Annotated in this window: 17 protein-coding genes and 3 pseudogenes; 2 read left to right on the top strand and 18 right to left on the bottom strand. The window is 39.3% G+C overall.

Annotated features, from left to right (window positions below):
* Nucleotides 1-266: 266 nt before the first annotated feature.
* On the top strand, nucleotides 267-1,643 hold the full coding sequence (locus tag V7K89_RS32930) for an energy transducer TonB family protein (RefSeq protein WP_335194900.1): 1,377 nt from the start codon (nucleotides 267-269) through the stop codon (nucleotides 1,641-1,643).
* Nucleotides 1,644-1,684: 41 nt separating this feature from the next.
* On the opposite strand, the gene V7K89_RS32925 is transcribed toward V7K89_RS32930, so the two are convergent.
* From V7K89_RS32925 to V7K89_RS32915, 3 genes are all read right to left on the bottom strand, one after another.
* Complete coding sequence (locus tag V7K89_RS32925) at nucleotides 1,685-2,872, bottom strand: PepSY-associated TM helix domain-containing protein (RefSeq protein WP_335194899.1); 1,188 nt, start codon at nucleotides 2,870-2,872, stop codon at nucleotides 1,685-1,687.
* Nucleotides 2,873-2,901: 29 nt separating this feature from the next.
* Entirely contained in the window at nucleotides 2,902-5,622 is a 2,721-nt protein-coding gene (locus tag V7K89_RS32920; protein ID WP_335194897.1) for a TonB-dependent siderophore receptor, read from the bottom strand.
* 192 nt (nucleotides 5,623-5,814) lie between these two features.
* Nucleotides 5,815-6,825, bottom strand: coding sequence for an AraC family transcriptional regulator (locus tag V7K89_RS32915; RefSeq protein ID WP_335194895.1), 1,011 nt, complete (start codon nucleotides 6,823-6,825; stop codon nucleotides 5,815-5,817).
* 305 nt (nucleotides 6,826-7,130) lie between these two features.
* Between V7K89_RS32915 and V7K89_RS32910 the strand changes: the two genes are divergently transcribed.
* Complete coding sequence (locus V7K89_RS32910) at nucleotides 7,131-8,096, top strand: aldo/keto reductase (RefSeq protein ID WP_335194893.1); 966 nt, start codon at nucleotides 7,131-7,133, stop codon at nucleotides 8,094-8,096.
* A gap of 61 nt (nucleotides 8,097-8,157) precedes the next feature.
* Here the strand turns inward: V7K89_RS32910 and V7K89_RS32905 are convergent.
* The 15 genes and pseudogenes from V7K89_RS32905 to V7K89_RS32845 form a co-directional block, all read right to left on the bottom strand.
* Nucleotides 8,158-8,958: pseudogene (locus V7K89_RS32905) on the bottom strand (DNA cytosine methyltransferase); the annotation flags it as partial.
* The gene (locus V7K89_RS32900; protein ID WP_335194891.1) at nucleotides 8,954-9,220 is read right to left on the bottom strand and encodes a hypothetical protein; all 267 of its coding nucleotides are present in this window, start codon (nucleotides 9,218-9,220) and stop codon (nucleotides 8,954-8,956) included. The gene V7K89_RS32900 and the pseudogene V7K89_RS32905, both read right to left, overlap by 5 nt.
* 133 nt (nucleotides 9,221-9,353) lie before the next feature.
* Nucleotides 9,354-9,509, bottom strand: coding sequence for a helix-turn-helix domain-containing protein (locus tag V7K89_RS32895; RefSeq protein ID WP_335194971.1), 156 nt, complete (start codon nucleotides 9,507-9,509; stop codon nucleotides 9,354-9,356).
* A 521-nt stretch (nucleotides 9,510-10,030) separates the two neighbouring features.
* Entirely contained in the window at nucleotides 10,031-10,519 is a 489-nt protein-coding gene (locus V7K89_RS32890) for an aspartyl/asparaginyl beta-hydroxylase domain-containing protein (RefSeq protein ID WP_335194889.1), read from the bottom strand.
* 11 nt (nucleotides 10,520-10,530) lie between these two features.
* Complete coding sequence (locus V7K89_RS32885) at nucleotides 10,531-11,787, bottom strand: cytochrome P450 (RefSeq protein ID WP_335194887.1); 1,257 nt, start codon at nucleotides 11,785-11,787, stop codon at nucleotides 10,531-10,533.
* Between the two features lie 20 nt (nucleotides 11,788-11,807).
* A pseudogene (locus V7K89_RS36220) lies at nucleotides 11,808-12,074 on the bottom strand (cytochrome P450); the annotation flags it as partial.
* Between the two features lie 112 nt (nucleotides 12,075-12,186).
* Complete coding sequence (locus V7K89_RS32880; RefSeq protein ID WP_335194885.1) at nucleotides 12,187-13,206, bottom strand: cytochrome P450; 1,020 nt, start codon at nucleotides 13,204-13,206, stop codon at nucleotides 12,187-12,189.
* 309 nt (nucleotides 13,207-13,515) lie between these two features.
* Complete coding sequence (locus V7K89_RS32875; protein ID WP_335194969.1) at nucleotides 13,516-15,411, bottom strand: AMP-binding protein; 1,896 nt, start codon at nucleotides 15,409-15,411, stop codon at nucleotides 13,516-13,518.
* Nucleotides 15,408-15,575: a hypothetical protein gene (locus V7K89_RS32870; protein ID WP_335194883.1), complete on the bottom strand. Its 168-nt coding sequence runs from the start codon at nucleotides 15,573-15,575 to the stop codon at nucleotides 15,408-15,410. The genes V7K89_RS32875 and V7K89_RS32870 overlap by 4 nt, the downstream gene beginning before the upstream one ends.
* A gap of 133 nt (nucleotides 15,576-15,708) precedes the next feature.
* On the bottom strand, nucleotides 15,709-19,479 hold the full coding sequence (locus tag V7K89_RS32865; RefSeq protein ID WP_335194881.1) for a beta strand repeat-containing protein: 3,771 nt from the start codon (nucleotides 19,477-19,479) through the stop codon (nucleotides 15,709-15,711).
* A gap of 682 nt (nucleotides 19,480-20,161) precedes the next feature.
* Nucleotides 20,162-20,377, bottom strand: a pseudogene (locus V7K89_RS36215) (hypothetical protein); the annotation flags it as partial.
* A gap of 588 nt (nucleotides 20,378-20,965) precedes the next feature.
* Nucleotides 20,966-22,243 carry a DNA cytosine methyltransferase gene (locus tag V7K89_RS32860; protein ID WP_335194879.1) on the bottom strand — a complete coding sequence of 426 codons (1,278 nt, stop codon included), beginning with the start codon at nucleotides 22,241-22,243 and terminating at the stop codon, nucleotides 20,966-20,968.
* A 526-nt stretch (nucleotides 22,244-22,769) separates the two neighbouring features.
* Nucleotides 22,770-23,216 carry a DUF6262 family protein gene (locus tag V7K89_RS32855; RefSeq protein WP_335194877.1) on the bottom strand — a complete coding sequence of 149 codons (447 nt, stop codon included), beginning with the start codon at nucleotides 23,214-23,216 and terminating at the stop codon, nucleotides 22,770-22,772.
* Entirely contained in the window at nucleotides 23,209-23,445 is a 237-nt protein-coding gene (locus V7K89_RS32850; RefSeq protein ID WP_335194875.1) for a hypothetical protein, read from the bottom strand. The genes V7K89_RS32855 and V7K89_RS32850 overlap by 8 nt, the downstream gene beginning before the upstream one ends.
* A 6-nt stretch (nucleotides 23,446-23,451) precedes the next feature.
* Nucleotides 23,452-23,850, bottom strand: coding sequence for a hypothetical protein (locus tag V7K89_RS32845; protein ID WP_442941823.1), 399 nt, complete (start codon nucleotides 23,848-23,850; stop codon nucleotides 23,452-23,454).
* Between the last annotated feature and the right edge of the window lie 170 nt (nucleotides 23,851-24,020).

The raw sequence follows: 24,020 nt of genomic DNA, 5'->3' as shown, positions 1-24,020 counted from the left end.
TTTCGGCTCGATCGAGTTGAGGAAGATATTATCCAATATCTCGTTTGTTTTGCTTGAATCAGATACGATATCCTCTAGGTTAGAAGACAGTAAATAGACTGTTGAGGCTGTTATCTATCACGCAAAAGCACAATAACATGGCTTTTTCTCATGAATTTCAACGCTATCGGAGCATGGGCCTCCTCGATATCCTCCCAGGTCTAGTTAGTTCCATTCTTCTACACTCTATTTTACTGATCGGAAGCAAATATTGGTTCACAGCTTTTATGCCTGAGCCTAAGCAAGAGATTCCAATTGAGGTAGTTGAAGTTTATCCCAATGAAACACACATACCCCAAAAAACCTCATTCCGGGCTACTAAAAATTCAATTGCAGGTGGGAAAGCTTTACCAAAAAAACCTGTTTCTGCGGTGAACTCAGCTAATTCAGATGCACATAAAGCCTCTAGCAAGAGTCCTTTTGACTCAACAACCTTATCTTCAGCAGAGGGATTCCGGCCAGAACTAAAGCAGCAGAAAGCGGAATCACCAAATTTATCTCCTCAACAACCCAAAGTTGAGCCAACAGCGATCGCAAGACCAACAAGACCATTAGCACCCAAAGTTGAGCCAACAGCGATCGCAAGACCAACAAGACCATTAGCACCCAAAGTTGAGCCAACAGTGATTGCAAGACCAACAATACCATTAGCACCCAAAGTTGAGCCAACAGCGATCGCAAGACCAACAATACCATTAGCAGCTAAACCACAACCAACTGCGATCGCAAAACCAACAATACCATTAGCAGCTAAATCACAGCCAACAGCGATCGCAAGACCAACAATACCATTAGCAGCTAAACCACAACCAACACTGATCGCAAAACCAACAATACCATTAGCAGCTAAATCACAGCCAACAGCGATCGCAAGACCAACAATACCATTAGCAGCTAAACCACAACCAACAGCGATCGCAAGACCAACAATACCACTAGCAGCTAAACCACAGCCAACAGCGATCGCAAAACCAACAATACCATTAGCAGCTAAACCTAAAAAAATAGCAGTAGCGCCTAATACTACACCATCCTCAGCCCTACCCCGAAAAACAGCGCTTGCACCTGCTATTAAATCACCAGTACCCAATCATAAGAAGTTAAGCCAGTCGGGAAGACTTTCAAGTGGGCGAACACCTATAGCTCAGTCATCTCTGAAAACAGGTGCAGCAAGCTTGCTGGGTGGTACTCAAAGTGTATCTAGTCGGAATTTTAACGGTAATTATCTAGCAGCTTTACCTAATTCCAACCGAGATAATCAAGCTCCTTCTGGTATTGATGCCAGCAGTCAAGATATAGATATCACCTCTTACTTAAACCAACTACAGCAACAAGTCAAGCAGCAGTGGCTACCAGAAGTAACCGAGTCTTCTCGGCGAACAGTACTTCACTTCACTATTAACCGTTCCGGGCAACTAAGCAATCTCCAACTTGCACAAACCTCTGGATTCAGCGTCACTGATCAAGCGGCGCTCAACGCTATACAGCGATCTGCACCCTTTGCACCTTTGCCTACAGGATATACCAGTAACCACATCAATATTCAATTTATATTTGATATCAATGTCTATGGGCAGCTAGATTTATCGGGGAACGGTGGCTAACAACAGGTAAATAATAGTCAGGAGTGCGAAACATCGCTTTTCTACTTTTGAGCGTTTTTGCTTAAGGTTTCTATAAATATCGCTTCTTTGAGTAATTTGCTTGTAGATCTTCTGCGATACCACCACATCACAAAGCCAGTAATAAATAAAATTAATGGTGCAAGTCCAACAAAGATATAGAGGATGCGCGTAGGCAATCCGCCAAAAGTGCCGTAGTGAAGTGGTTCAAAAGAGTTGAGAACTTGATCGCCCAACGGTATCTCTAATATGTTATCCACTCGCAACACTTTACCACTGTACTGGTCGAGATAAACATAGCTTTGCCCATTCTCATCATCATCCTGGGGCAATTTAAAACGAATGCTCAAAGCATCTTCTGGTTTACGAGGAAAATAAATCGTCCCCAGCATAGCATTTGGGAACGTAGCACGAGCAGTTTTTAGTTGGTCTGTCAGTTCCAATGGGGTTTTACCTGGAATCAGCTTAGAGACTGGTTCCGATGCTGACTTGTTGGTAAATGTGACTGCATAAATTATCGGATTAGTGAAATCAGAGAAATTCCAGCAGAAACCAGTGAAGCCTGTAAGGACAATAAATATAGCCGTAACAATACCTGCAACTTTGTGAATATCAAAGTTAATGCGTTTTGGATGAGCATTAAGTTTGATTTTGAAGCCATTAAGCAGTTTTCTCCAACCCGGCCAGAGGACAATGCCTGTAATACTGAGGATAAACATCAATAAGGCAGCTATCCCAGCGATCGCATATCCAGTTTTGCCTGCTAATAAACTGTAGTGGAGTTCGTAGACAAAGTAGAAAAAGCGCTCAGAAAAAATTTTCTGACTGTTACCAATGATTGCTCCGGTATAAGGATTGACATAGAGTTCAGCCAAATCACTTTCCTGTTTCCTGGGAACAACGATCGCAGGAGCATTTGGCTTTGCAGATATATAAATCCGATCGATTGTAACATCTGGTTGATTTATATAAGCTGTTTTCACCTGATTGAGGATAACTTCCACAGGCAAGCGTTCCCGCTTCGGGTTGCCGTAGGCATCGCCTTGTGGAGTAATCGTTCCAATGTGGCGATACAATAAAAATTCACTAATTTCATCATGAAAGACTAACAAACTACCCGTTAGACCGATAATAATTGCAATTAAACCTATAGCTAACCCGATATAACGGTGTAGTGTGAATACAAAGTCTCGGAGTTTTTTGGAGTGCATAAAGAATACTCCTTTGTATTCTATTGGGATTAAAACTGCCACGAAATTCTGCCCTGTACCGTCAACGGTTCGCCTGGAAAAACTCTGAGAATGTCAGAAGATGATTCGTAGTAATCAACGTTGAAGAGATTTTTGATACTGACAGCAGCTCGCAAGCGATCGCGTTTGTAGAAAATAGAAGCATCGGTGCGAAAATAGCTTGGTAGAGTAAAATTATTATCCAAATCTCCTTCTCGTTCGCCAACATAGAAGAAACCCAAGCCTAACCCCCATCCTTCTAAACTACCGGATTGAAATTTATAGGATGTGAACAAACCGAAGGAATTTTCTGGCGCATTAATCAAGCGGTTTCCTACAGCATAATCTGTGTCCTCGCTGATGCGAGCATCAATGTAGGCATAACCAGCTGCAATGCTCCATCCTGGCAAGATTTCACCACTAATGTCCAACTCAATGCCGTGACTGCGTTGTTTCCCAGTTTGGATAGAAAAGTTAGAATTATTGGGATCGCTCGTCAGCACGTTAGAGCGAGTCAAGTCAAACAGTGCCAAAGTTGCAGACAGTTTGTTACTCAAATCTCCCTTAATGCCCACTTCATACTGAGTTCCAGTTTCTGGCTCGAATAAATTGCCATTGGCATCAGTGCCACTGTTGGGGTTAAATGATCGACTGTAGCTAGCATAAAGAGAAATTGGCTCAATAGGCTGATAGACAATTCCTACCCGTGGGCTAAATGCTTCATCAGATTGGCTGGTTTTTGTATCTGCGAGCAAATCCTTCGAGTCCTGATTAGCCCAGTCATACCGTCCGCCTAGCACTAATTTCAAGTTATCTACTAAAGCAATCTGATCTTGAAGATAAACCCCAACAAACCCGCTTGATTGAGTACTATTACCTCTATTATCAACAGCACCTCTGGGAGAGCCATACACCGGGTTAAACAGATCAAGCGGTGCAACTTCGCCAAAGATATACTCATTATTTGTGCGTTTGGTGTTATATACCTCCGTCCCAAACAGAAGTGTATGCTTAATCGACCCAGTTTGAAACTTACCAGTCAAGTCAGTCGCTACAATAAAGCCGTTTACGGTATCATCTGTATTTGGAGTTGGATCGTCGAAGTAAAAGCGGCTAAGAGTTCGACCATCAGGGTCAAGGCTACTACCAGCAGTAAATCCACCCCCTCCTCTTTTTAAAACTGCGTACCGAAAGACATTTCGTACTGACCAATTTTTGCTAAATTGATGCTGCAAGTCATACCCAATTCTGGCAAACGAAGCAGTCTCAAAGTCACCTGGCTCACCTATAAAGCGATTGATGGGAATCTTACCGTTGGGATTGGGCAGCACCGTACCCACAGCAGGTAAGCCGGCAGAAGTTTGACTTACTGTTTTCGACACATCTCCTTCAATGGTAAGTTTGGTATTCGGGCTAATCTGCCAGCTAACAACCGGATTCACCAACCAACGATTATTACGACTAAAGTCAATAAACGTATTTGAGTCTTGATAAAAAGCATTTAAACGATATAGCACAGTGCGGCTATCATTGAGTGGTCCGGAAAAATCTACTGGACCTCGGTAGAGGTCATAACTCCCAGCGAGAAACTCAAGGTTATAGAAAGGGTCACGTAATGGCTGTTTGGTGACAATATTAACTGCACCACCTAAAGATCCCTGACCATATAGCACAGAAGCCGGGCCTTTCAAGATTTCAACGCGCTCAATATTCGTGAGATCGTTTCTAGATATTGAGCCAAAATCGATGTCTCTAACACCATTTCTGAGAATATTCGAGCCACTGTCAAAGCCCCGAATAGAAAAAGAACTTAACCCTGCTTCATAGGAAGGATTGGAGGGAATTACACCGCTGACTGTTCTGACGGTATCATCTGGGTTGGTAACTACTCGGTCTTCAATCACCTGGCGGGGAATTACCTGAATGGATTGAGGAATATCGCGGATGGGTGTGTCAGTTCTAGTTGCAGATGAAGCATCAGTTGTACCATATCCATCTTGCTCACCCGTTACCACTAATTCAATCGGTTCATCATTTTGTGCCGATGGTTGACTTGGCTGTGTCTGATTGTCCGGCTGAGGTTGCGTTTGAGGTTGTTGTGCCGATGATGCAGCAGTCGCCACAGAGAATATAAGACCCTCATCTGGACTATCATACAACTCAACAGCAGGCAAACTCGCTTCACCTGTCACCGTCACCCGGATAGTACTGGCATCAAAGTTTGTGACTGTGATTTCTATAACCCCTTGAATTGGTTTTTGGGAACGGAATGTGAACGCCTCACCACTAAGTAAACGCAGTTGAGCATTGGGAATATCACCAATAAAATTATTGCCAGCACTGCGGTTTGTGATTTGCAACTCTTGCCCTTTGCTAGTCTGCAAAATCACCTCCACACCCTTAGAAGTAAGATTTGCCTTAACTCCAGTCACTTCAACTAATTCAGGAGTTGGCGCTGTTACTGGTGTTGGCGACTGTACTAACTGTTGAGCGCTACTGATAAAATGCGTTATCTGGCTGAGTTGCTGAATCTTTTTGATTGGTTTAATAACCTGTTTTTTAGTAATTAGTTGAGTAGAGTCTGCACTAGCCTCAGTTGATGCTGTAATAGGGGCAGTTTTTGTACTTTGCGCCCAAACAGGTTGAGCAACAAGTGACATCAAGACACTTGTGATGCATCCAGATAAACTGACAACAAAAGATAATAAATTAGGCGATCGCTGAACCTGCATAGCTCCTCACACATCAAAAAAGCCAATACCCTCCTTGGCAACTCATCCAGGAAAACTTCCTTTTTGACTCACAAAGTTGTTGAAATTAGTTGGCAATTAATTAAGTTATACGGAGCATACAGGATTTCATTGACCATTTCCGCTCAAGGAAGACCGCTTGCAACTCAAAGAAAACCAAATGTTTGATAAATTTCAAACAACAGGCTTTTCTCCTGAGCGACAGGCGCTGGGACTAATGCTATACTTGCGTTTGAAAGCCACAGCAAAATGTCCAGTATTGGCGTAGCCCACTATATTTGCTACTGTCGCTACGCTCAACTTCCCTTCACAGAGCAGCTGCCGTGCTTTCTCCATGCGATAATCGTGCAGGTAGCCAAATACAGTTGTGCCAAAAATCTCACGAAAGCCTCGCTTGAGCTTGTTGTGATTAATTCCAGCTTGCTTTGCTAAGTTGAGTATTGATGGCGGATTATCCAAATGCCGCAGTAAAATTTCTTTAGCACCATAAATGCGGTCAATATCAGTAGACTTGAGGTTTGTAATCAAATTTAAGCCCTGTTCGCGCTTGACGATTTGCTCTAAGTGCAAAACTAATAATTCTAAAGCTTTGCTTTCCAGATATCGCTGTTTGATCCATCCGTGATAAGGGCAAGTTAGAATCTGCCCAATTGCTAGCTGCATCGCTGGAGTCGTTGTTCCCAGCAGATTGAAATCTTCCTGTTTGTTTCCCTCAATCAAATTTTTTAACTGCAATGGCAATGAATCAAGCTGGGCGCTACCATAGGATTTGAGAAAAGAAGGCTCCATGCAAATCTGGACTCGAAAGATTCGTTGGTTTGCAGGCCACTCTTCTGTCTCCATCGCAGAGCCAAATCCGAAACAATTCTGTCCGCTAATTTCGTGAAAGTAGTCGTTTGTCTTGTGAATCACTACTCCAGCATCGCCGCAAATAAAAAATGTCAGGACTGATGCTGTCCATCCTTCTTCATAATCATCACAACGAATAAATTCTCGGCATTCAAATTCCCGAACGCGAAGCCAAAATCCATCCTGAAGCCAAATTAATCGCCTGTATCCTGTTCCTAACTGTTTAGGGTAATCAAATATATCGTCGAAGTCGTCTGATTGGTAAAGACGATGGGTATTCTGCCAGCTCTGCTCCCATAGTTCATCATAGTCTGAGGCTGAAAGAGTGATTGTCATTGTTGCAGTTATTATCAGGTTTATTTTTAAGCTTATTGAAAAATAATCTTATTTTTTCTGACTAGTTGATAATGGAACTCAGGTAAACTACGAGCGGTGAAAGGTTAAGGTCGGATAGCATTAGTCAATACGCAATAATACTTAAAACCTAGTCAAAAATTGAGGTCGGAAACACAATTTTTGAGCAGGCGATCGCATTTAGTTTGATATAAAAGGCATTAATCGCTTTACCTGCCACGCTTTTTAGATTAATTTTCCCTAGCTAAGATATTAGAATAAAAGTAATTTTGCACCCAAAGCCAATCATGACGGAAGCAAAGACGCGGCGTAATTTCCTAATTACCAGTATTGCTGTGACAGGAGGTATTGTGGCAACTAATACTTTACAGCAAAATACTATCAATACTGCAACACCGCCAGCAACTATTCCAGAACGGTTACTCGGACGGACAGAAGTAAAACTCCCCATTTTTGGGTTAGGAGGAGCAGGACAAACGCCCCTATCCTGGGAAGGAAAAGAGAGTGATGCTGCGGCAATTATTCAAAGAGCGCTGCAACTTGGCATTCGTTATTTTGATACAGCACCTAGTTATGGCCCAAGTGAAGATTATTTAGGTAAAGTCCTACCATCCCATCGCTCAAAGCTGTTTTTAGCAAGTAAGACCGATCAAAGAGATCGGGATAGTGCATGGCGAGAATTGGAGCGATCGCTCAAACGCTTAAATACAGATTATCTCGATTTGTGGCAGTTGCATCGCGTCTCTTTTTCAGAACAACTCGACACTATCTTTAGTTCATCAGGTGCAATTAAAGCTTTAGAAGAAGCCATACAACAAAAATTGGTGCGCTTTGCTGGTATTACCGGACATCACGACCCTCAAGTAATTGCCGAAGGGTTGCGTCGCTATCCTTTCCACACTACACTGATTCCTGTGAATGCCGCTGATAAACACCACCCACGTCCATTTATTCCGGTAGTTTTACCAGTTGCTCGAGAAAAAAATGTCGGTGTGATTGCGATGAAAGTCCCGGCTTATGGTCGGCTGTTTAAATCAGGTGGATTGACAGGTATGGAGGAAGCTTTAGGTTACACACTGTCTCAGCCTGGAGTTCATTGTTGCGTGATTGCCGCAGAAACAGTTGCACAATTAGAGAATAATGTCAAGATAGCGCGGGCTTTTGTACCCTTGAAGGAGCAAGAATTGACAGCGATCGCACAACGGACTGCTAATATCTGGGAAGATAGCACATTCTTCCGTGCTTGGACTTAGCCTAACCTTGCACATATTACAAAGTGTATTTTTACTAGTCGCACTGATAATATTGTGCCGCTTACGACATATTAAACTGTAATAGCTTCTCTTCTCCCAACTTGTAGTGGAAACTCGGCTTCAAAAGCGAAATATTCAAACTGCGAATAATTTCTGTTGCCACAGCTTTTGCTAGTAAAGGTGGTACAGAGTTCCCAACTTGCCGAAATCCGTGCCATTTGGTTACATGAAATCTAAACTAATCGGGGTAAGAATGCAATCTTACCGCTTCCCTGACGGTGATACAGTGCGGCGTAAAAGGATGAATTGGTCTTGGAGATGTGAAAGAACCCCTATACTTATCTGTTCCGGCTCTTAAGGTATTACAGACACCAGTAGAATGCAGCTTATAAAAACGACTAATTTTTTCTCTCTCGCCTTGTTGAGTATCCTGAAAACGTTGAATAGTTTCTGTAGAATGTTTGGTTCTTAAACTTGAAGAAAGTATTCGCACATATTCTCGTTTGTAAGAATAATCATCGTCTAGGCATTCGATACCGCGAAGTATAAGAGCATAGTTACTACTAAGCTTTTGGTATTCTGCTACAACCCAATCTCTTGTTAGTAACTCAGGATAATTTTATATTTTAGGTAAATCTCCAATAGCATCCTATACTGTAGGACTCAATAGAATGTCAGATACTTTTTGAGAAATTAAATTATTTAATAACGCTTTTTTAGTAATTAGCCGAGGATATTTCGGTAACTCTACATTTTCCCTTGCACCTATGAGAAATAATCTCTCACGGGACTGTGGGACTCCGTAATTTGCAGCATTGAGAATTTGGTAATTTTCTTCTACTTTATAGCCAGATATTTTAAATTAAAAGCAGCGCTGAATCAGAAGTATTACAAGAGTGTCTTTTATCGCTATTACAGGGTTGTGCCATCCATTTGCTTTCAAGATTCTGGTAAAAAGTTCCTATAAGTTGGGAACCGTTCCAAACTCGATACAGTTCTCCCAAATCATCTGGCACTGAGTCAATTTCAATTTCTGGTGCTACTGCGTCAGCTAAATGGTCAACATATTCCTCAAACTCTGCTTGAGCCGAGACTTGATTGTCAAATTCATCTTGTACAATCATCTGAGTAACCTCATTGATGGGGTTTAACACTCATGCGATCGCATTTCTTTTCCCGGAGGGGCGATCGCCTTTTTGATTTCAGATTTTATTTTAGTTACTACAGTAACCAATATCAATATATATATGAAAAACTTTATTCAGTCACTTCCACTGTACTAAGAAAATCTTTTAAAGAAATACCCAAAGCTAAGCAAACAGCCTCTAATACTTTTATAGAAACACTTTCAGATTCGCCATACTCTAATTTTTTCAGGTTTTGATGAGAGCATTCCCCACCCTTAGAGCTGATTCGTAAAGAAAATCTTAAGGGTACTCAACTCATTACTAGGTCTAAGTTTCAGCGAATAAGTGCTTTATTGACTTAAATTCCTGAAACCCTTACTAGACAAGTACTTTACTTGAGTTTACGAATTAGCTCTTAGCCGAAATTTCATCTACCAATTTCTATCGGGACTTTTTACCACGTATACACTTTAAAACTTCCGCTCAGTTATACAGGACTATTGACACAACTATTTTTCTACCAGACCAATCCTAGTTTTTGTAACACAACCCTCTCTTCTCCCCCTGCTCAATAACTACTCAACCTACACAGCAATTTTAGGTTGGTGAACTACTACTTTATTACTTCAAAATCAATTTTTATTTGTAGTGATCGCCTTGTCTTACTTTCTTTAGATTTCTTTAGAGACAGCCTCTTACTTTTAGTTAAAACATCAACCAAAGGCTTATAAATTCTAAATACCATTGATTTAAATGCCCTGTTTAATTAAATAACTTTAAGCGTACTACCACCAAATAAAGTAAATTTCAAAAACTAGACTTTTTAAAATCAATTAATAAAATTATTCTAGGAATATTACCATGATTCCAAACTTCATGCTCAAGTGTATCATCAAAAACTAAGCACTTGCCTTCTTCCCAATTTTTAGTTTCATGTCCTACACGTATTGCACAGTCAGTAGGTACAATTAAACCCAGATGACAACGGAGTACAGTGTTTATATATCCCTTATGAGGAATTATATGAGTTCCAGGTGCAAGAGAAGAAAAAATCGCGGTGGTTATTCCAGAAATAGATTCTACTAATTTTGTAGTTTCTGGACACAAACGACAGTTTTCTTCTATTTTTTTGCCAAAAGAATGCAAGTTGAAAATATCCCAACCTTTATTATAAAGAAACTCTTTTTTCCAAGGAATAGAATTATCTTGTTGTAGTCTATTAAACTCTTCTTTAATGAGTAGCCAGTTTGATTCTAAGCTTTGTGTAAATCCAAAAGCAGCAGTTTCGTAAAACATTTTTTATTTAATTATTTAACATTCGATGGCTTGAAAGTAATAGGAAGAGATTTTAAGCTGCGAAAAGGAACTTTTTTACGCCATTCAACCTGTTCTTGTAATAGTTGTATATCAGATAATTCCTGTAAAAGAGTATTAATAGCAATTTCAGCTTCTAGCCGTGTCAATGCTGCGCCTAAACAAGAATGAATACCATCAGCAAAGGCTAAATGATTATTATTAACTCGCGTAATATCAAAACGATCTGGTTCAGGAAATTGTGCTGGATCTCGATTTGCAGCCCCCAATACAACCAATACTTTGTCACCAGACCGAATAGTCACGCTATCTAGAACAACATCTTCAGTTGCTACTCGTGTAGTAATTTGAATTGGACTTTCATAACGCAGTATTTCTTCTATAGCACTTTGAATAAGCATTGGCTGTGTTTTTATTTTTTGCATTTGCTCGGGATGATGCAATAAAGTAAGCATACCGTTACCTATGAGATGAACTGTAGTTTCTTCACCAGTTAAGAAAAGTAACATACAGATGGAAATAATTTCTTCTTCACTGAGCTTATTATTTTGCTCTTTAACTATGATTAAAGCACTTAATAAATCATGTTTTAGATTTTTTTGACGTTGAGCAATTAAGCTCCTAAAGTAGTCAGTAAATTCTATCGCTACTTTATTCATCAAATCGTAGTCTTCTAAAGATTTGAGGGGATTTAGAATTTCAGATAATTTATCTGACCAATAATACAGCTTATACCAATCTTCAGCAGGTATGCCCAAGATTGTGCAAATCACATTACAAGGTAGAGGACAAGCAAAATCGGCGATTATATCTATATAGTCTTGATACCGAATTTTATTAATTAACTGATTTGCGATTTGTTGAATTGGCAAATATAAACTTTTAATGTTAGAAGCAGAAAAAGCTTTATTTATAAGTCCTCGCAATCTAGTATGTTCTGGTGGGTCTAAAAATATCAACCAGTTACTAATAGCTTGTGCAAGTGTATTGAAATTACCTAAATAATTACTTTTGTCTTTAACGTGCCTTGGCATTTTATCAACACAAAAGCGAGAGTCTCGTAAAACTGCTTTAGCATCTCTGTAACGGGTAAGTACCCACATTCCTGTGAAACTTTGGTGTATTGGTTCAATAGAACGAAGTTTGTGATACGTAGGATAAGGATTATCTTGAAATAATGGGTCATAAGGATTAAATTTAAAAGCTTGTTTACTTCTTGATATTTGAGTATTATTTATAATTGGCTCCATTTTGTCTTACTCCTTCCTTTTTAAATTCTTACATTAAAACTTACTGGTAAAACCTTTAAACCACGAATAACTATATTTTTTTTCCACTCTAATTGACTTGAAATTAACTTTAAATTATTAAAGCTTTGAATCAATGTATTAACAGCAACTTGAGTCTCTAGGCGTGCTAATGCAGCTCCTAAGCAATAATGAATATTATCAGCAAAAGCAACATGATAATTCTGATTTCGATTAATATTTAACTGATCAGGATTTGTAAACTCAGTAGGATCTCGATTAGCTGCACATAAGCATAAAACTAGGACTTACGCATCATACATATGTACTATACGTTCTTTGGGCTTTTGAGCCATGTCTAATAGCTAAAACAGTAAATATGCGACTAAATCAGGGTCGCAGTCAACACGTTAAATGTACATTTTGCGTAGTACATATTATGGTCAATTTGTACAGTGCGTAAGTCCTAAAAACTATCTTTTCACCTGCTTTTATTTGTTGATTGCCGATTTTTAAATCATTAGTAGCAATTCGGGTAATCATCTGAATAGCACTATCGTAACGAATAATTTCCTCTACAGCACCTTGAATTTTTGTTGGTTCTTTTTTTAATTGTTCCATTTGGTCAGGATGATTTAGTAATGCGAGCATTCCATTAGCTATTGTATTACCTGTAGTTTCTTCCCCTGCACCAAATAACAATGTGCAAACTGCCAATATTTCCTTTTGAGTTAATTTATCACTTTGCTCTTGAAATGCAATTAAACTACTAATTAAGTCTTCTTGGGAATTTTTTTCTATTTTACAAATCAAACTAGATAAATACTCTTGGATTTCTTCTGTAGCTTGATTTATAATTTGATATTCTTCTAATGATAAAAGTGGATCTAAAATCCGAGATAAAACATTAGTCCATTGATGTAATTGAGCTTGAGCTTCTTTTGGTATTCCCAAAAGCCTACTAATCACTTTTACAGAAAGTGGACTGGCAAGATCAGCAACAATATCCATATTGCCTTGATGCTGAACTTTGTCCAACAACTCATTCACAATTTCCTGAATTTGAGGACGTATTCGTTCAACAACTACAGGAGAAAAAGCTTTAATTAGTAACCCACATAATCTAGTGTGATCTGGCGGGTTCATATAAAATAAAAATTTGCTAGTAGTATAAGCTAGAGTATCAAGATTTTTATTTTGATTTTTCAGATATTTGCTTCTTTCATTAATTGATTTTGGTCTATCATCAGTGCAAGTACAACCACTTTTCAAAACTGCTTTGACATCAGCATAACAAGTAATAAACCAATCCCCATCAATTGGATATTTATATACTGGATCTTCTGAACGGAGACGATGATAAGTTGGATAAGGATTTATATTAAATTGAGGATTAAAAATATTATATTTCAGTTTTTGCATGAACCTTAATTATTGATGATGAATAGTAATTTTACTTCTTTGTTCATGTTACTAATATCCCTCTTTTGTTACGACGAAGATAGAAAAATACTACTTTAAGTCTGAACACTAAATAAAATAATGAATTGTGCGATGGCTGCGCCAACGCCAAGGGCGAATGCATCTCACGTTTGTCATTTAAATTTATTTGTTGAGAACAGACGTAAAAATAAAGATTTCAAATTATTCTCTACCGAAGGTAACAAAAGAGGGAATATACTGTGTTTGATGCTTTTTGCTTTAAACACTTTTTAGAGAAGTAAACAATGCTCATAACTGACATTCCTTTGCTAAATACTGCGCTAATCCTTCAATGTTAGGATACTCCCAGAAAAGAGTAATTGCTAATTCACAGCCTATCCACTTAGCTAATTCACCTGTTATCGTGACTGATACTGCTGAATCTAAACCATAAGCGGTAAAAGGCTCTTGAATATTTATTTCATCAGGCGGTATTTTCAAATATGAGGCGAGATGATAAATTAACCAACTTTGAATTTCTGTTTCTGTTAAAGGTAGTTTTTCAGAGTGGTTAATATCCGAATTTTGTATTTGTTCTTGCAGTTCTTGTAAGCCTATTTGTTCAAGATTGACAGTCCATTCTCCTACAATATCCAAGTTTCCATTCAAGAAACCAGTACGACAGGCTTGACGCTGAATTTTGTTACTCGAAGTTTTCGGGATAGTTGCGGTTTTCAGTAAAGCGATCGCATATACTTGCAACTGATGTTCTTCAGATATCGCCTGACGTATTGCTTTAAACATCTCCAAAGTATTTAGCTTACCTAAGTAAGTTCGCTTTACTTCTTGCACAATAACTAGCTGTTCAATCCTTGCAATTTCGGTAGAAAATGCGGCTCCATAATGAGGACGTAGTGCTGGATGGCTTTTTTGGACTGTTAATTCAATATCTTGGGGATAATAGTTTTGTCCTCGGATAATCATCATGTCTTTAAGGCGACCTGTGACAAATAGTTCGCCATTGAGCAAAAATCCTAAATCTCCCGTGCAAAGATAAGGCCACTCTTTCGTATCTTGCAGTTGAGCATGAAAAATTTGCTGGGTTTCGTCGGGTTTGTTCCAGTAACCAATGGTTACACTTGACCCTGCAATCCAAATTTCTCCGACTTGTCCATCTGGACACTGAGTTAATGATTCTGAATCAACGATCGCAATTTTTTGATTAGGGGTACTGTGACCAACACCTACGATCGCTTTACTATTTTCTGTTTCAGCAGTAGCATCAACAATCAAATTCTGTTTCAAAGCCTGGTCTTGCACATAGCGGATCACTGGTGGAGCTGCTTTCAAACCTCCAGATACAATTAAAGTCGTTTCTGCCATACCATAGCAGGGGTAAAAAGCACTTCTTTTAAAACCACATTTTGCAAAGGTTGTGGTAAATTTCTCTATAGTTTCTGCACGTATAGGTTCAGCACCATTGAACGCCACTTCCCAACTACTTAAGTCAAGCTGTTGCCTTTGTTCAGGAGTAATCTTTTCAATACATAGCTCATAAGCAAAATTGGGGCCACCACTAGTAGTCGCTTGATAGTCGGAAATAGCTTTTAACCAACGAAAAGGCTTTTGTAAAAATGACTCTGGTGACATCAAAGTAACTGAGCAATTACCGTACACTGGCTGTAATACTCCACCAATTAATCCCATATCGTGATAAAGAGGTAGCCAAATAACTCCTCGACTGTTAGCTGTATGCTCAAAAGATTTATAAATTAAATCAGAGTTGTGTTGTAGGTTGCCATGACTTACCATCACTCCTTTCGGTTTGCCTGTTGTGCCAGAAGTGTATTGAAGAAGTGCTAACGAGTTGTGATTAATTTTTGGAAAAAACCAGTCTTCTGCTAAATCGTTATTAATATCATTAGTTGCTATCCATTCCAATGTTGTTAATTCTGCTTCTTGTTTGATGATTTGTGCAGAGTTGTTAATTACAGATGTGGTGCTAAGTGCAAAAGTTGCTTGTGCATCAGATGCGATCGCTTGTACTCGTGTCATCCGTTGTTTACCTCGTGGTGGATACACAGGTACAGCAATAATGCCTGCATATAAACAGCCAAAAAAAGCTGCAATAAAGTCCAATCCAGACGGATAAAGCAGTAATGCTCTTGCTCCAAAAGCTTTTTTACTCTGGAGTAAGGCGGCTATTGCACGAGCTTTTTGGTCAATTGTGCATAAGTAAAGCTAACTTTTTCTGCTTCTCCATCTACTAAAAATTTATATGGTATGCGATTCGGCTGTTTTATTGCCCTATAGTTTAACAACTGAACTAAAGTTGCTTTTTGTATAGAAGAAAGTAAATTGTGATTCATTATTATTTATAAATTATTTACTTAATAAATACTGAAAGGTTTAGTACTGGCAAAAAGTAGAATTATCTGCTGCAAAATTAACAATACCTTCGCCAAGTTATGAATTTTCTTGTCGAAGGTATTGTTATTAGTTCTAGATCAAAACGTTGTTACCAATAACTAAAGAGTCAACAGAAACATTATTTAAGGTCGTTAGTAGGCTAAAGCCTTGGGTAGATGTCAGTCCATCTGGATCAATCTCAACTTGAGTATTGACACCACTAGCAACAAAACGCAAGTATTCATCAGCAATAGGATTGCTCCCAGCGTAACCTAGACTATCAAATAAGCTAGTCAACACTAGTTTGTCTTGGTTGGTATTAAAGTCAGTGATGGTATCACCATCGGTTCCCTGATCGCTGAAGGCTTGATAAATAAACTGATCGATACCTGTTCCACTTGTAAGGATATCATCGCCAGTTCCGCCAACTAATTTGTCATTACCTACATCACCGATTAAAGTATCGTTACCTGCACCACCGCGCAGTAAATCATCGCCACCACGACCATTTAAGCGATCGCTACCTCTTTGACCATTAATGACATCTCCTACTGAATCTGAACCATTGAAGGTATTATCTAGGTCATTGAGAAATATTATAGAGTTACTTCCAGTAGTCCCGCTAAAGTCATTATTAAGGACATCAAAGCTATTCGTAACACTTGTTTGACCGTCAAAGATAATGTTTCCGATACCTGTAACGGCGTCTTCTAAGTTTTGTAGAGCAAAGTTTTGTAAGACAACTTTAGTATCGCTCACTCCCTCAAAAGTAATTTCTAAATTAGTTCCCTGTTGAGTCAGGAGTAAGTTTTTAGCTGTTAAACCACTACCAGTAAATTGAAGAGTGTCTATCTGACTAACTATCTCTGATGGTGGGGTAGGATTGTTGCCTGTTCCAAAACCCCCAAAACTCACAACGGTGTGATTTCCTTCTCCACGAGGAATCACAAACTTTTTTTGACCTCCACTACCAGAAACAGTGTCAGATTCGTAAGCGCCAATATCCACAGTGGCAAACTTAATGCGGTTAAAGTCGCTACCTCGTTGGTCAAAGGGAATGGATTCAGTAGTATTGCCATCTCCATCCAAATCATTTGTATCTGTCGGAAGATTGGCATTATTACCAGCATTGATTGCAATACTAGTAGGAATTAAAGCGTAAGTAGCTGTACCGCCACCATTATTTTGTAAGGTAGGGTTAAGAACCTGGTTAATGTTGGTAATCCCAGCTTCAGCAAAAGTAATGTCGCTACCTGTACCAATAGTTCCTGATGCTCCAGCAGTACTACCAATTAGGTTATTGGCATCGCCTGTAATGTCACTATCACTAGATAAATCGGCTGCTTGATTATTGCTGTTAATATTTCCAGCAACAATACTGTTGTTGATATTAAGAGTGCCATCAAAAAAGTTTTCAACCCCACCACCGAAAGTACTGTTGAAATTAACCACCACACTATTGTTGGTAATAGTGTTGTTAATTAAGGTAGCTGTCCCTAAGTTACCGATACCACCACCTCCAAACACTCTGGCTTGGTTACCCGACAGAGTAGTATTGATGACGGTAGCTGTACCTGAGTTTAAGATGCCACCACCTGCATCACCTTGGTTATTTAAGAGTGTGCTGTTGATAACGGTCGCTGTACCAAGGTTATCTATTCCACCTCCAAGGTTGCCGCGATTACCTTCAACAACACTGTTAGTTAACACTAAATTACTATTCTGATTAACTAAAATGCCGCCTCCGTCTCCTGTTCCGGCATTACCATTAGCAATTGTCAAACCGTCAATTCTGGTATCTGTTCCTCTTCCAGAAATACTCAAAACGCGGCTAGCATTGTTACCACTTACCGTTAATTGTTCAGCTCCGGTTCCAGAGATAGTGACATCATCTGTAATTCTGAGTTGCCCAGAAGTGAGAGTGATGGTTTGGGCAGTGGCAAATGTTTCTGTGGTGTCAAAATCAACTGTATTAGACCCAGCAAAAATATTGGCATTTTCAATCGCTTGCCGTAATGAGCCTTCACCACTATCGTTGATGTTGGTGACAGTGGTATCGTTACGAGCGATCGCAACGCTAGCAGTTGGGTTGATTGTATCAATAGTATAAGCAGCGTCGGGAACTAGATTGAGTTGTAATGTTTCGTCAGCTTCCGCCGCTAAGTCATTGATAGCAGAAAGATTAATATCAACAAAGCTTTTCCCATTAGGAATAATAACGGTCAAAGTATTGCCAGAAACTGTAATTTCACTACCATTGAGGGTGTAATCGTTTACAGAAGCACTGCTGCTACCGTCAATCGTCAGTTTGACGGTTAAGTTACCAACATTATCAATACGACTGAGACGGTAAGTTCCTACTGTTCCTGTTTCTGTGGCAGTGGGAGAAACTGCTTTTAGGCTGACAATTGTTTCCTGTACTTCAAATGCACCGATATCTACCGTACCAAATTTGATCCGGTCAAATCCTGTGCCTCTTTGGTCGGTAGTAACACCAGGAGGGACAAAGCTGTTATTACCTGCGTTGATGGCTGGAGAACTAGCTAGTAAAGCATGGGTTTGAGTGGGGCCGCCATTATTGGCTAGGGGGGCTAATCCAGGGTCAGGATTGACGATATCGCTACCAGTACCGATAGTTCCAGAAGCCCCAGCTGTAGTCCCAATCAAGTTGTTAGCATTGCCTGTAACATTACCAAATAGATCAGGAGCCTCACCACCTAAATCCTTATTAGTAGCAATGATAGTATTGGATGCGGTAACCGTACCACCGAATTTGAAAACTCCTCCACCATCACCCGCACTATCGTTGTCAGCATCTGCTGTGTTGTTGACAATAGTACTGCTATTTAGAATGAGTAAACCTGAGTTAGTGATTCCGCCACCAGAAGAATTAGCAGCGTTGCCTGAAATTGTGCTGTTACTCACAGTGGCTGTATTGACTGTAGCAAAAGCACCACCGTTAGCACTAGCTAAGTTGTTAGAAAGGGTACTATCATTTATCGTAATTGTGTTGAAATTAAAGATTCCACCGCCACCGATGAGAGATTGGTTACTGTCTATCGTACTGTTGGTAACGGTAGTCGTACCTACGTTGGAGAGAGCGCCGCCACGAGCTGCTGTATTATTAGAAAGCTTGCTGTTAGTTAGGTTAAGAGTATTTCCATCATTGACTAGAATAGCACCACCATTTGCTGTGCCTGCGTTACCATCGGCGATCGCAATCGCATCAATGGTAGCATCTGTTTGAGTCCCAGAAATATTGAAGACGCGGGAGGTATTATTACCACTAACGGTTAAGTTTTTCGCTCCTGTTCCTTGAATAGTGACATCATCAGTAATACTTAATTCTCCAGATACCAAGCTAATCGTATCTGCAACGGCATCAGTATATTCAGTTCCAGCAAAACTAACTGTGTCAGTTCCAGCAAAGGCATTAGCATTTTCAATCGCTTGCCGTAATGAGCCTTCACCATTGTCATTATTGTTAATTACTACTGTATCGTTACGGCTGATTGTAACAGTAGCTGCATTACTAGCGGTATCAATTTTATAAGTTGCGTCATTTGCTAAATTCAGTTTGACTGTTTCGTTAGCTTCGGCTTGAATATCATCAATAGCAGTTAAATTGAGATCAACGAAGCTTTGTCCATCAGGAATCACCACCGTAGCAGTACTTCCAGATACTGTTACTTTGTTTCCACTAAGATTATAGTCTGCGATCGCTGCACTACTACTACCATCAATGGTGAGTTTGATAGTTAAATTACCGTCTGTACGATCTCGATTAATACGATATGTGCCACGATTGCCAGTTTCTGTAGCAGTAGATGCTAAAGAGGTAATTGAAACTGTAGATAATATCATACTTAATGAATATTTACTTAAAATTACAACCTAATAGTGTGTTCAGAGCGATTACAAAGGTTGTATTGCTCAGAACCAAGATGAATGATTAATATGCATCTTCCGCCTACCCTGTGAACTAATCAAGCAAGATGCCAACTCCATAACAGGTGGTCAAATGTTTTCTATAAATTTTTTATTCAGCATTATCTTTCAATCAAAAAAAATACAAGGACAGTTAAGACAGTATTGATACGGCTGTTGTTTTTATTTAGCCTATCCAAGTTAGAAAGACATCACGTATAGTGACCTTTAGAGTACTACTTGATTATTTAGTTTGTCTTCCAAGTAAATTGAATTATCAGAAAAGAATTCAGGAGTCAGGAGCCAGAATTGGGCATGAATTCTGTGCGACTGCTGGATGAATAAATTGTGAAACACCACACTAAATCTTCTCCTTCTCCTTCTCCTTCGGAGACGCTAGCGCGAACGGAGACGCTAGCGCGAACGGAGACGCTAGCGCGAACGATTTAGTGGTCTTCAATCAGTGGTGGGTCTGAATCCCTCACTAATTGATTCTGAATTTTGGCTTCTGAATTCTTCTTCAAGCTATCCCCTACACAGGAATTTACAGCTTATCAACAGTATAATCAAGGGTTACTACAAAACATCCTACAAAACCCACTTTTCCCACCTTTTTTACTTATACCAACTCTCTATGTGCATAGAATAAAGCTTCAGAGAATAGAGCTTCGAGGATAAAATCATAACTTGTCAAAGAGGAGATTACCAGAGAAGACATTTGAGTTAACTCTTGTTCAACTCGTTGGCGCAGTTCGTGTAAATTAGAGAAATTCTCACCCTTAAACTGTTGTTTGATAAACTGCCATAATCGTTCAATTGGATTGAGTTGAGGGCTATAAGCAGGTAATAATTTCCCTTGGGCGTGTTTTCAAACTTGCTGTATCCTAAAAAAATAGGCGTTCGCGGGGTGGATTAATGAATCGAGGAGACTTAACTAACGAGCAATGGCCAGGGGTTAAAACGACTACTTCCACCCCAAAAACCACACACAGGCAAGCTTTTAGAATGACCAGCGCACGGTTATTAATGGTGTTCTATGGATATTGAGAAATCGAGCGCCGTGGGCAGTTGCTGCCGGAACGTTATCGAAAGTAGCAAAGCATAGCAACAAGGTTTTACCGATGGCAAAAAACCGGGGTCTGGAACCAAATATTAGAAAATCTGAAAGCGATGCCTGCGGCGGGCTACGCCTACACCGATCAAAAAGGAAATCTTGATTGGGAAGTTCACTACATAGATGGAACCGTGATACATGCCCACCAACATGCCGCGGGTGGAAAAAAGGCAGCCAAGAAGAGGAAAAATTAGGTCGAACACGCCAGAGGTTTTAGTACAAAAATACACATACCTTGTGAGGGTAAGGGCAAACCGATAACTTTTCTTCTCAGCCCTGGTCAAGGTGTTTCCTAAAAATTGATTACTATTAGACATTTATAATATGTTTGTTCGGTATAGTAAGCTGCCAATAATTTATAGCTTGTTTGATATTCATTGATAAAACTTTGGGGTCTCCCAGATCAAAAACATCTTCAGGAGTAGTTGGATTCATTCCCAAACATTTCATAATTTCTGCACCAATTGCTCTCGCCAAAGGTGGCGGAACTGAATTTCCTACCTGTCTTGCACCATGCCATTTTGTGATGTGAAAACGAAACCAATCTGGAAATCCATGTAATCGTGCCATTTCTCGTACAGTAATACAGCGAGGTCTACTGTAATGAATAGGTCTTGGAGATGTGTGTGAGCCATGAGCAGCATCAGTTCCTGCCCTTAAGGTGTTGGCTATGCCATTTTCTGCCAACTTGAAAAAGTGAGAAATAGGTTCTTTCTTTCCCTGTTCCGTGGCATGAAATCTATCTCGTGAGATTTGCGAATGATTAGTTCTTATGCTTGAAGTCAAAAGCAAGGGATTCCAATTTCTTCTATAGCCAAAATGCCAACTTCTATCATCTAAACATCTCATTTCTCGCCCATAGTTGCTGGGATTACTCCATTGTTCCGTTTCTACACAATCACTATATAGTAATTCCTCAAATTCTTCTGCTTCTGGTAAATCTTTGAGGGCATCCCAACAAGATGGCGTAAGAGGTAAAATAGCATTGACTAACTCCGCAGAAGGTAGTTGGCTACATGGAGCAGGATACTCAGGTAAGATAAAACCTTTTTTTGCGCCAATGAGAAATAGTCTCTCTCTCTTTTGTGGTATTCCATAATAAGCAGCATTAATAACTTTCCAAGGTAAAAGTATTTGATAATTATTATTACTAAAAATTTCGATTAGTTCATGTAGAAAGCATTTATGTTCGCCAATCGTCAAACCTTTGACGTTCTCAAAAACAAAATAAGAAGGCTTTAGCTCTAAAACTATTCTTACAAAATCTTTTACTAAAAAATTTCTGGGGTCGTCTAATGCTCGGCGACCCATGTAGGAGTATCCTTGACAGGGTGATCCAGAGATTATAATTTCTATATTTTGATTACCAATTCCAGTTCTTTCTCGAATATCTTTCCCTGATAACTCAGTTATCGAACAAGGTAATACTACGCTATAAGGAAAATTAAACTTATGAACAACAGCATGAACTGGATCGATTTCAACAGCAGCTTTCACATCAAATCCAGCTTGCTCAAATCCTAAACTTAGCCCTCCTGCACCAGCAAATAAATCTATTGCTATTGGTCTTTTTAGCCTATTCTTCATTCTTTTTGTTAAATAACCTGCTAAGTTGTTTGAGCTTATCCTGAGAAATTAATTTTTTCTGATTATATTTCATAATTACTGAAGGTTGATTTGATAATTGAGGTATCATTTTTCTACTATATTAGGCTTTGCTTCGTCACGTATCATTGTTAGTAGGCAAGCAGCAGGATTCTTTACATCAGTTTTACTACAATATTCCTGAAAAGCTTCAATTGATAACTTAACTTTATGATATTCACGATTTGCTATTTACTGCTTTAGTTTTGAATTTACCTTAATCCTCATTTCGTTAATTAATTGAAAGATATCGGAGTCTTCGGGTTGAATATCAGCAGCATGAACTTCGTGGGTCTATGTATATTAGTTGTAGAAGAACTTGTCTCAGATTGATTTATTCTTATGGGAACTATCTTTGTTGATGAGTTAGTAGAAGCTTTCTCTCATACAGCACATTTTATCTGAATGAGGTACACAAGGGCGGGCAGGATGCCCACCCCACAAGATTTATTATTTTAATATGTGTACTTCATTTACTTGCAAAGTGCTGTAACTGCGATCGGAGGCGATCGCACTCATCTCTAAGTTCGTAGATTTCTGCGACATGACCTTTGAGTTTTTCATTCTGATGTTTGAGTTCCCTAATCTCAGCTTCCAGTTGTCTAATTCTTTGTCTGGCAACTTTATGTAGAGTTTTAAGGCTATGGGGTTTTAGGTCTTTTTGTTCTAAGAGATTTAATTGAGTCTCCTTTTCATGTTGAATGTTGTGGATATATGCCTTAATATCATCCCATTTGTATAGATAAGAAATAGAACAGCCATTGACATTTGCAATATTTGCAAATGTCAATGGCTGTTTTTGAGCAAGTATTTCTTGAATAGCTTTTAATACTTGCTCTTTTTTTTGTTCCTTTCTTTGAGCTTGAGTACGACGCAGAACTTCAGCTTGTTTATCGCGATTATGATTTTTAGCCATTTGCTAAATTTTTTAGTTCTGGTAGCCATTTATCCATCGCCTCGATAGTGGCTTTGGCTTCTTCTTTTGCTAGTTCTGCACCTGCTAGTTCTGCTTGAGTTAGTCTTTGTTGTTCGCCTCCATACTGGCGTTCGTAGAGAGGTAATTTAGCAGTGCTAAGACGAAAACTGGAACAGCCATAGCATTTGGGATAAAGATTAACAGGACAGGGCGAGGGCACAGTGTCCATAGACCACTAAGCGTGGGACAATTTGAGGTCGAGTTCGTGTGCTTTAGGGTTGTTGAGCAGGCTTTCTGGTAAAGATTGCCAAGGAAGGAACCTGTTATCGAGGTTCATTAGGAATTTTAGATAAGTGAGGTTTAATAGATGCGCAGACTGGCAATCACCTAACATAGTTGGTTGGTGGCATTCTCTTAACGGAGTGCTAACTTTCAAAAGTTCAACTAGTTTTTCGTATCTACGTTTTCTAGGTTTAAAGCTACTAACTTGACCATACTTATTGACATAACCTCTAGAATTAGCCTCCTTCTCCAATCGCTCTAAAGAACGCTTACGATAATGGGGTAGCATATCTAAAGAAGCATGACCTAAAACCGCAGCAATATATTCATCTTCTGCTTCACAATAAGCCATGATGCTAGCTTTAGTATGGCGGAAATGATGACTGTTAAGATTAAATTTATAACCTTGTTTATCTTTAATGTCTGCTTCTTCAGGGGGCGACAGGGGAGCTAAAGAGCTTGCTGTATAAGTGACATAGCTTTCAAACCCTGGCGATAAAACCTCTGTTTATTGCGAATAGA

The organism is Nostoc sp., from assembly GCF_036917515.1.
Classification (GTDB): Bacteria; Cyanobacteriota; Cyanobacteriia; order Cyanobacteriales; family Nostocaceae; genus Nostoc.
This window is presented reverse-complemented; position numbering and strand designations above follow the sequence as displayed.

What these genes read in the sequence shown, in the direction of transcription:
- V7K89_RS32930 (WP_335194900.1), top strand. Translation starts at nt 267, where the DNA reads ATGCCTGAGCCTAAGCAAGAGATTCCAATTGAGGTAGTTGAAGTTTAT.
- V7K89_RS32925 (WP_335194899.1), bottom strand. Translation starts at nt 2,872, where the DNA reads ATGCACTCCAAAAAACTCCGAGACTTTGTATTCACACTACACCGTTAT.
- V7K89_RS32920 (WP_335194897.1), bottom strand. Translation starts at nt 5,622, where the DNA reads ATGCAGGTTCAGCGATCGCCTAATTTATTATCTTTTGTTGTCAGTTTA.
- V7K89_RS32915 (WP_335194895.1), bottom strand. Translation starts at nt 6,825, where the DNA reads ATGACAATCACTCTTTCAGCCTCAGACTATGATGAACTATGGGAGCAG.
- V7K89_RS32910 (WP_335194893.1), top strand. Translation starts at nt 7,131, where the DNA reads ATGACGGAAGCAAAGACGCGGCGTAATTTCCTAATTACCAGTATTGCT.
- V7K89_RS32900 (WP_335194891.1), bottom strand. Translation starts at nt 9,220, where the DNA reads ATGATTGTACAAGATGAATTTGACAATCAAGTCTCGGCTCAAGCAGAG.
- V7K89_RS32890 (WP_335194889.1), bottom strand. Translation starts at nt 10,519, where the DNA reads ATGTTTTACGAAACTGCTGCTTTTGGATTTACACAAAGCTTAGAATCA.
- V7K89_RS32885 (WP_335194887.1), bottom strand. Translation starts at nt 11,787, where the DNA reads ATGGAGCCAATTATAAATAATACTCAAATATCAAGAAGTAAACAAGCT.
- V7K89_RS32880 (WP_335194885.1), bottom strand. Translation starts at nt 13,206, where the DNA reads ATGCAAAAACTGAAATATAATATTTTTAATCCTCAATTTAATATAAAT.
- V7K89_RS32870 (WP_335194883.1), bottom strand. Translation starts at nt 15,575, where the DNA reads ATGAATCACAATTTACTTTCTTCTATACAAAAAGCAACTTTAGTTCAG.
- V7K89_RS32865 (WP_335194881.1), bottom strand. Translation starts at nt 19,479, where the DNA reads ATGATATTATCTACAGTTTCAATTACCTCTTTAGCATCTACTGCTACA.
- V7K89_RS32860 (WP_335194879.1), bottom strand. Translation starts at nt 22,243, where the DNA reads ATGAAGAATAGGCTAAAAAGACCAATAGCAATAGATTTATTTGCTGGT.
- V7K89_RS32855 (WP_335194877.1), bottom strand. Translation starts at nt 23,216, where the DNA reads ATGGCTAAAAATCATAATCGCGATAAACAAGCTGAAGTTCTGCGTCGT.
- V7K89_RS32850 (WP_335194875.1), bottom strand. Translation starts at nt 23,445, where the DNA reads ATGGACACTGTGCCCTCGCCCTGTCCTGTTAATCTTTATCCCAAATGC.
- V7K89_RS32845 (WP_442941823.1), bottom strand. Translation starts at nt 23,850, where the DNA reads ATGGCTTATTGTGAAGCAGAAGATGAATATATTGCTGCGGTTTTAGGT.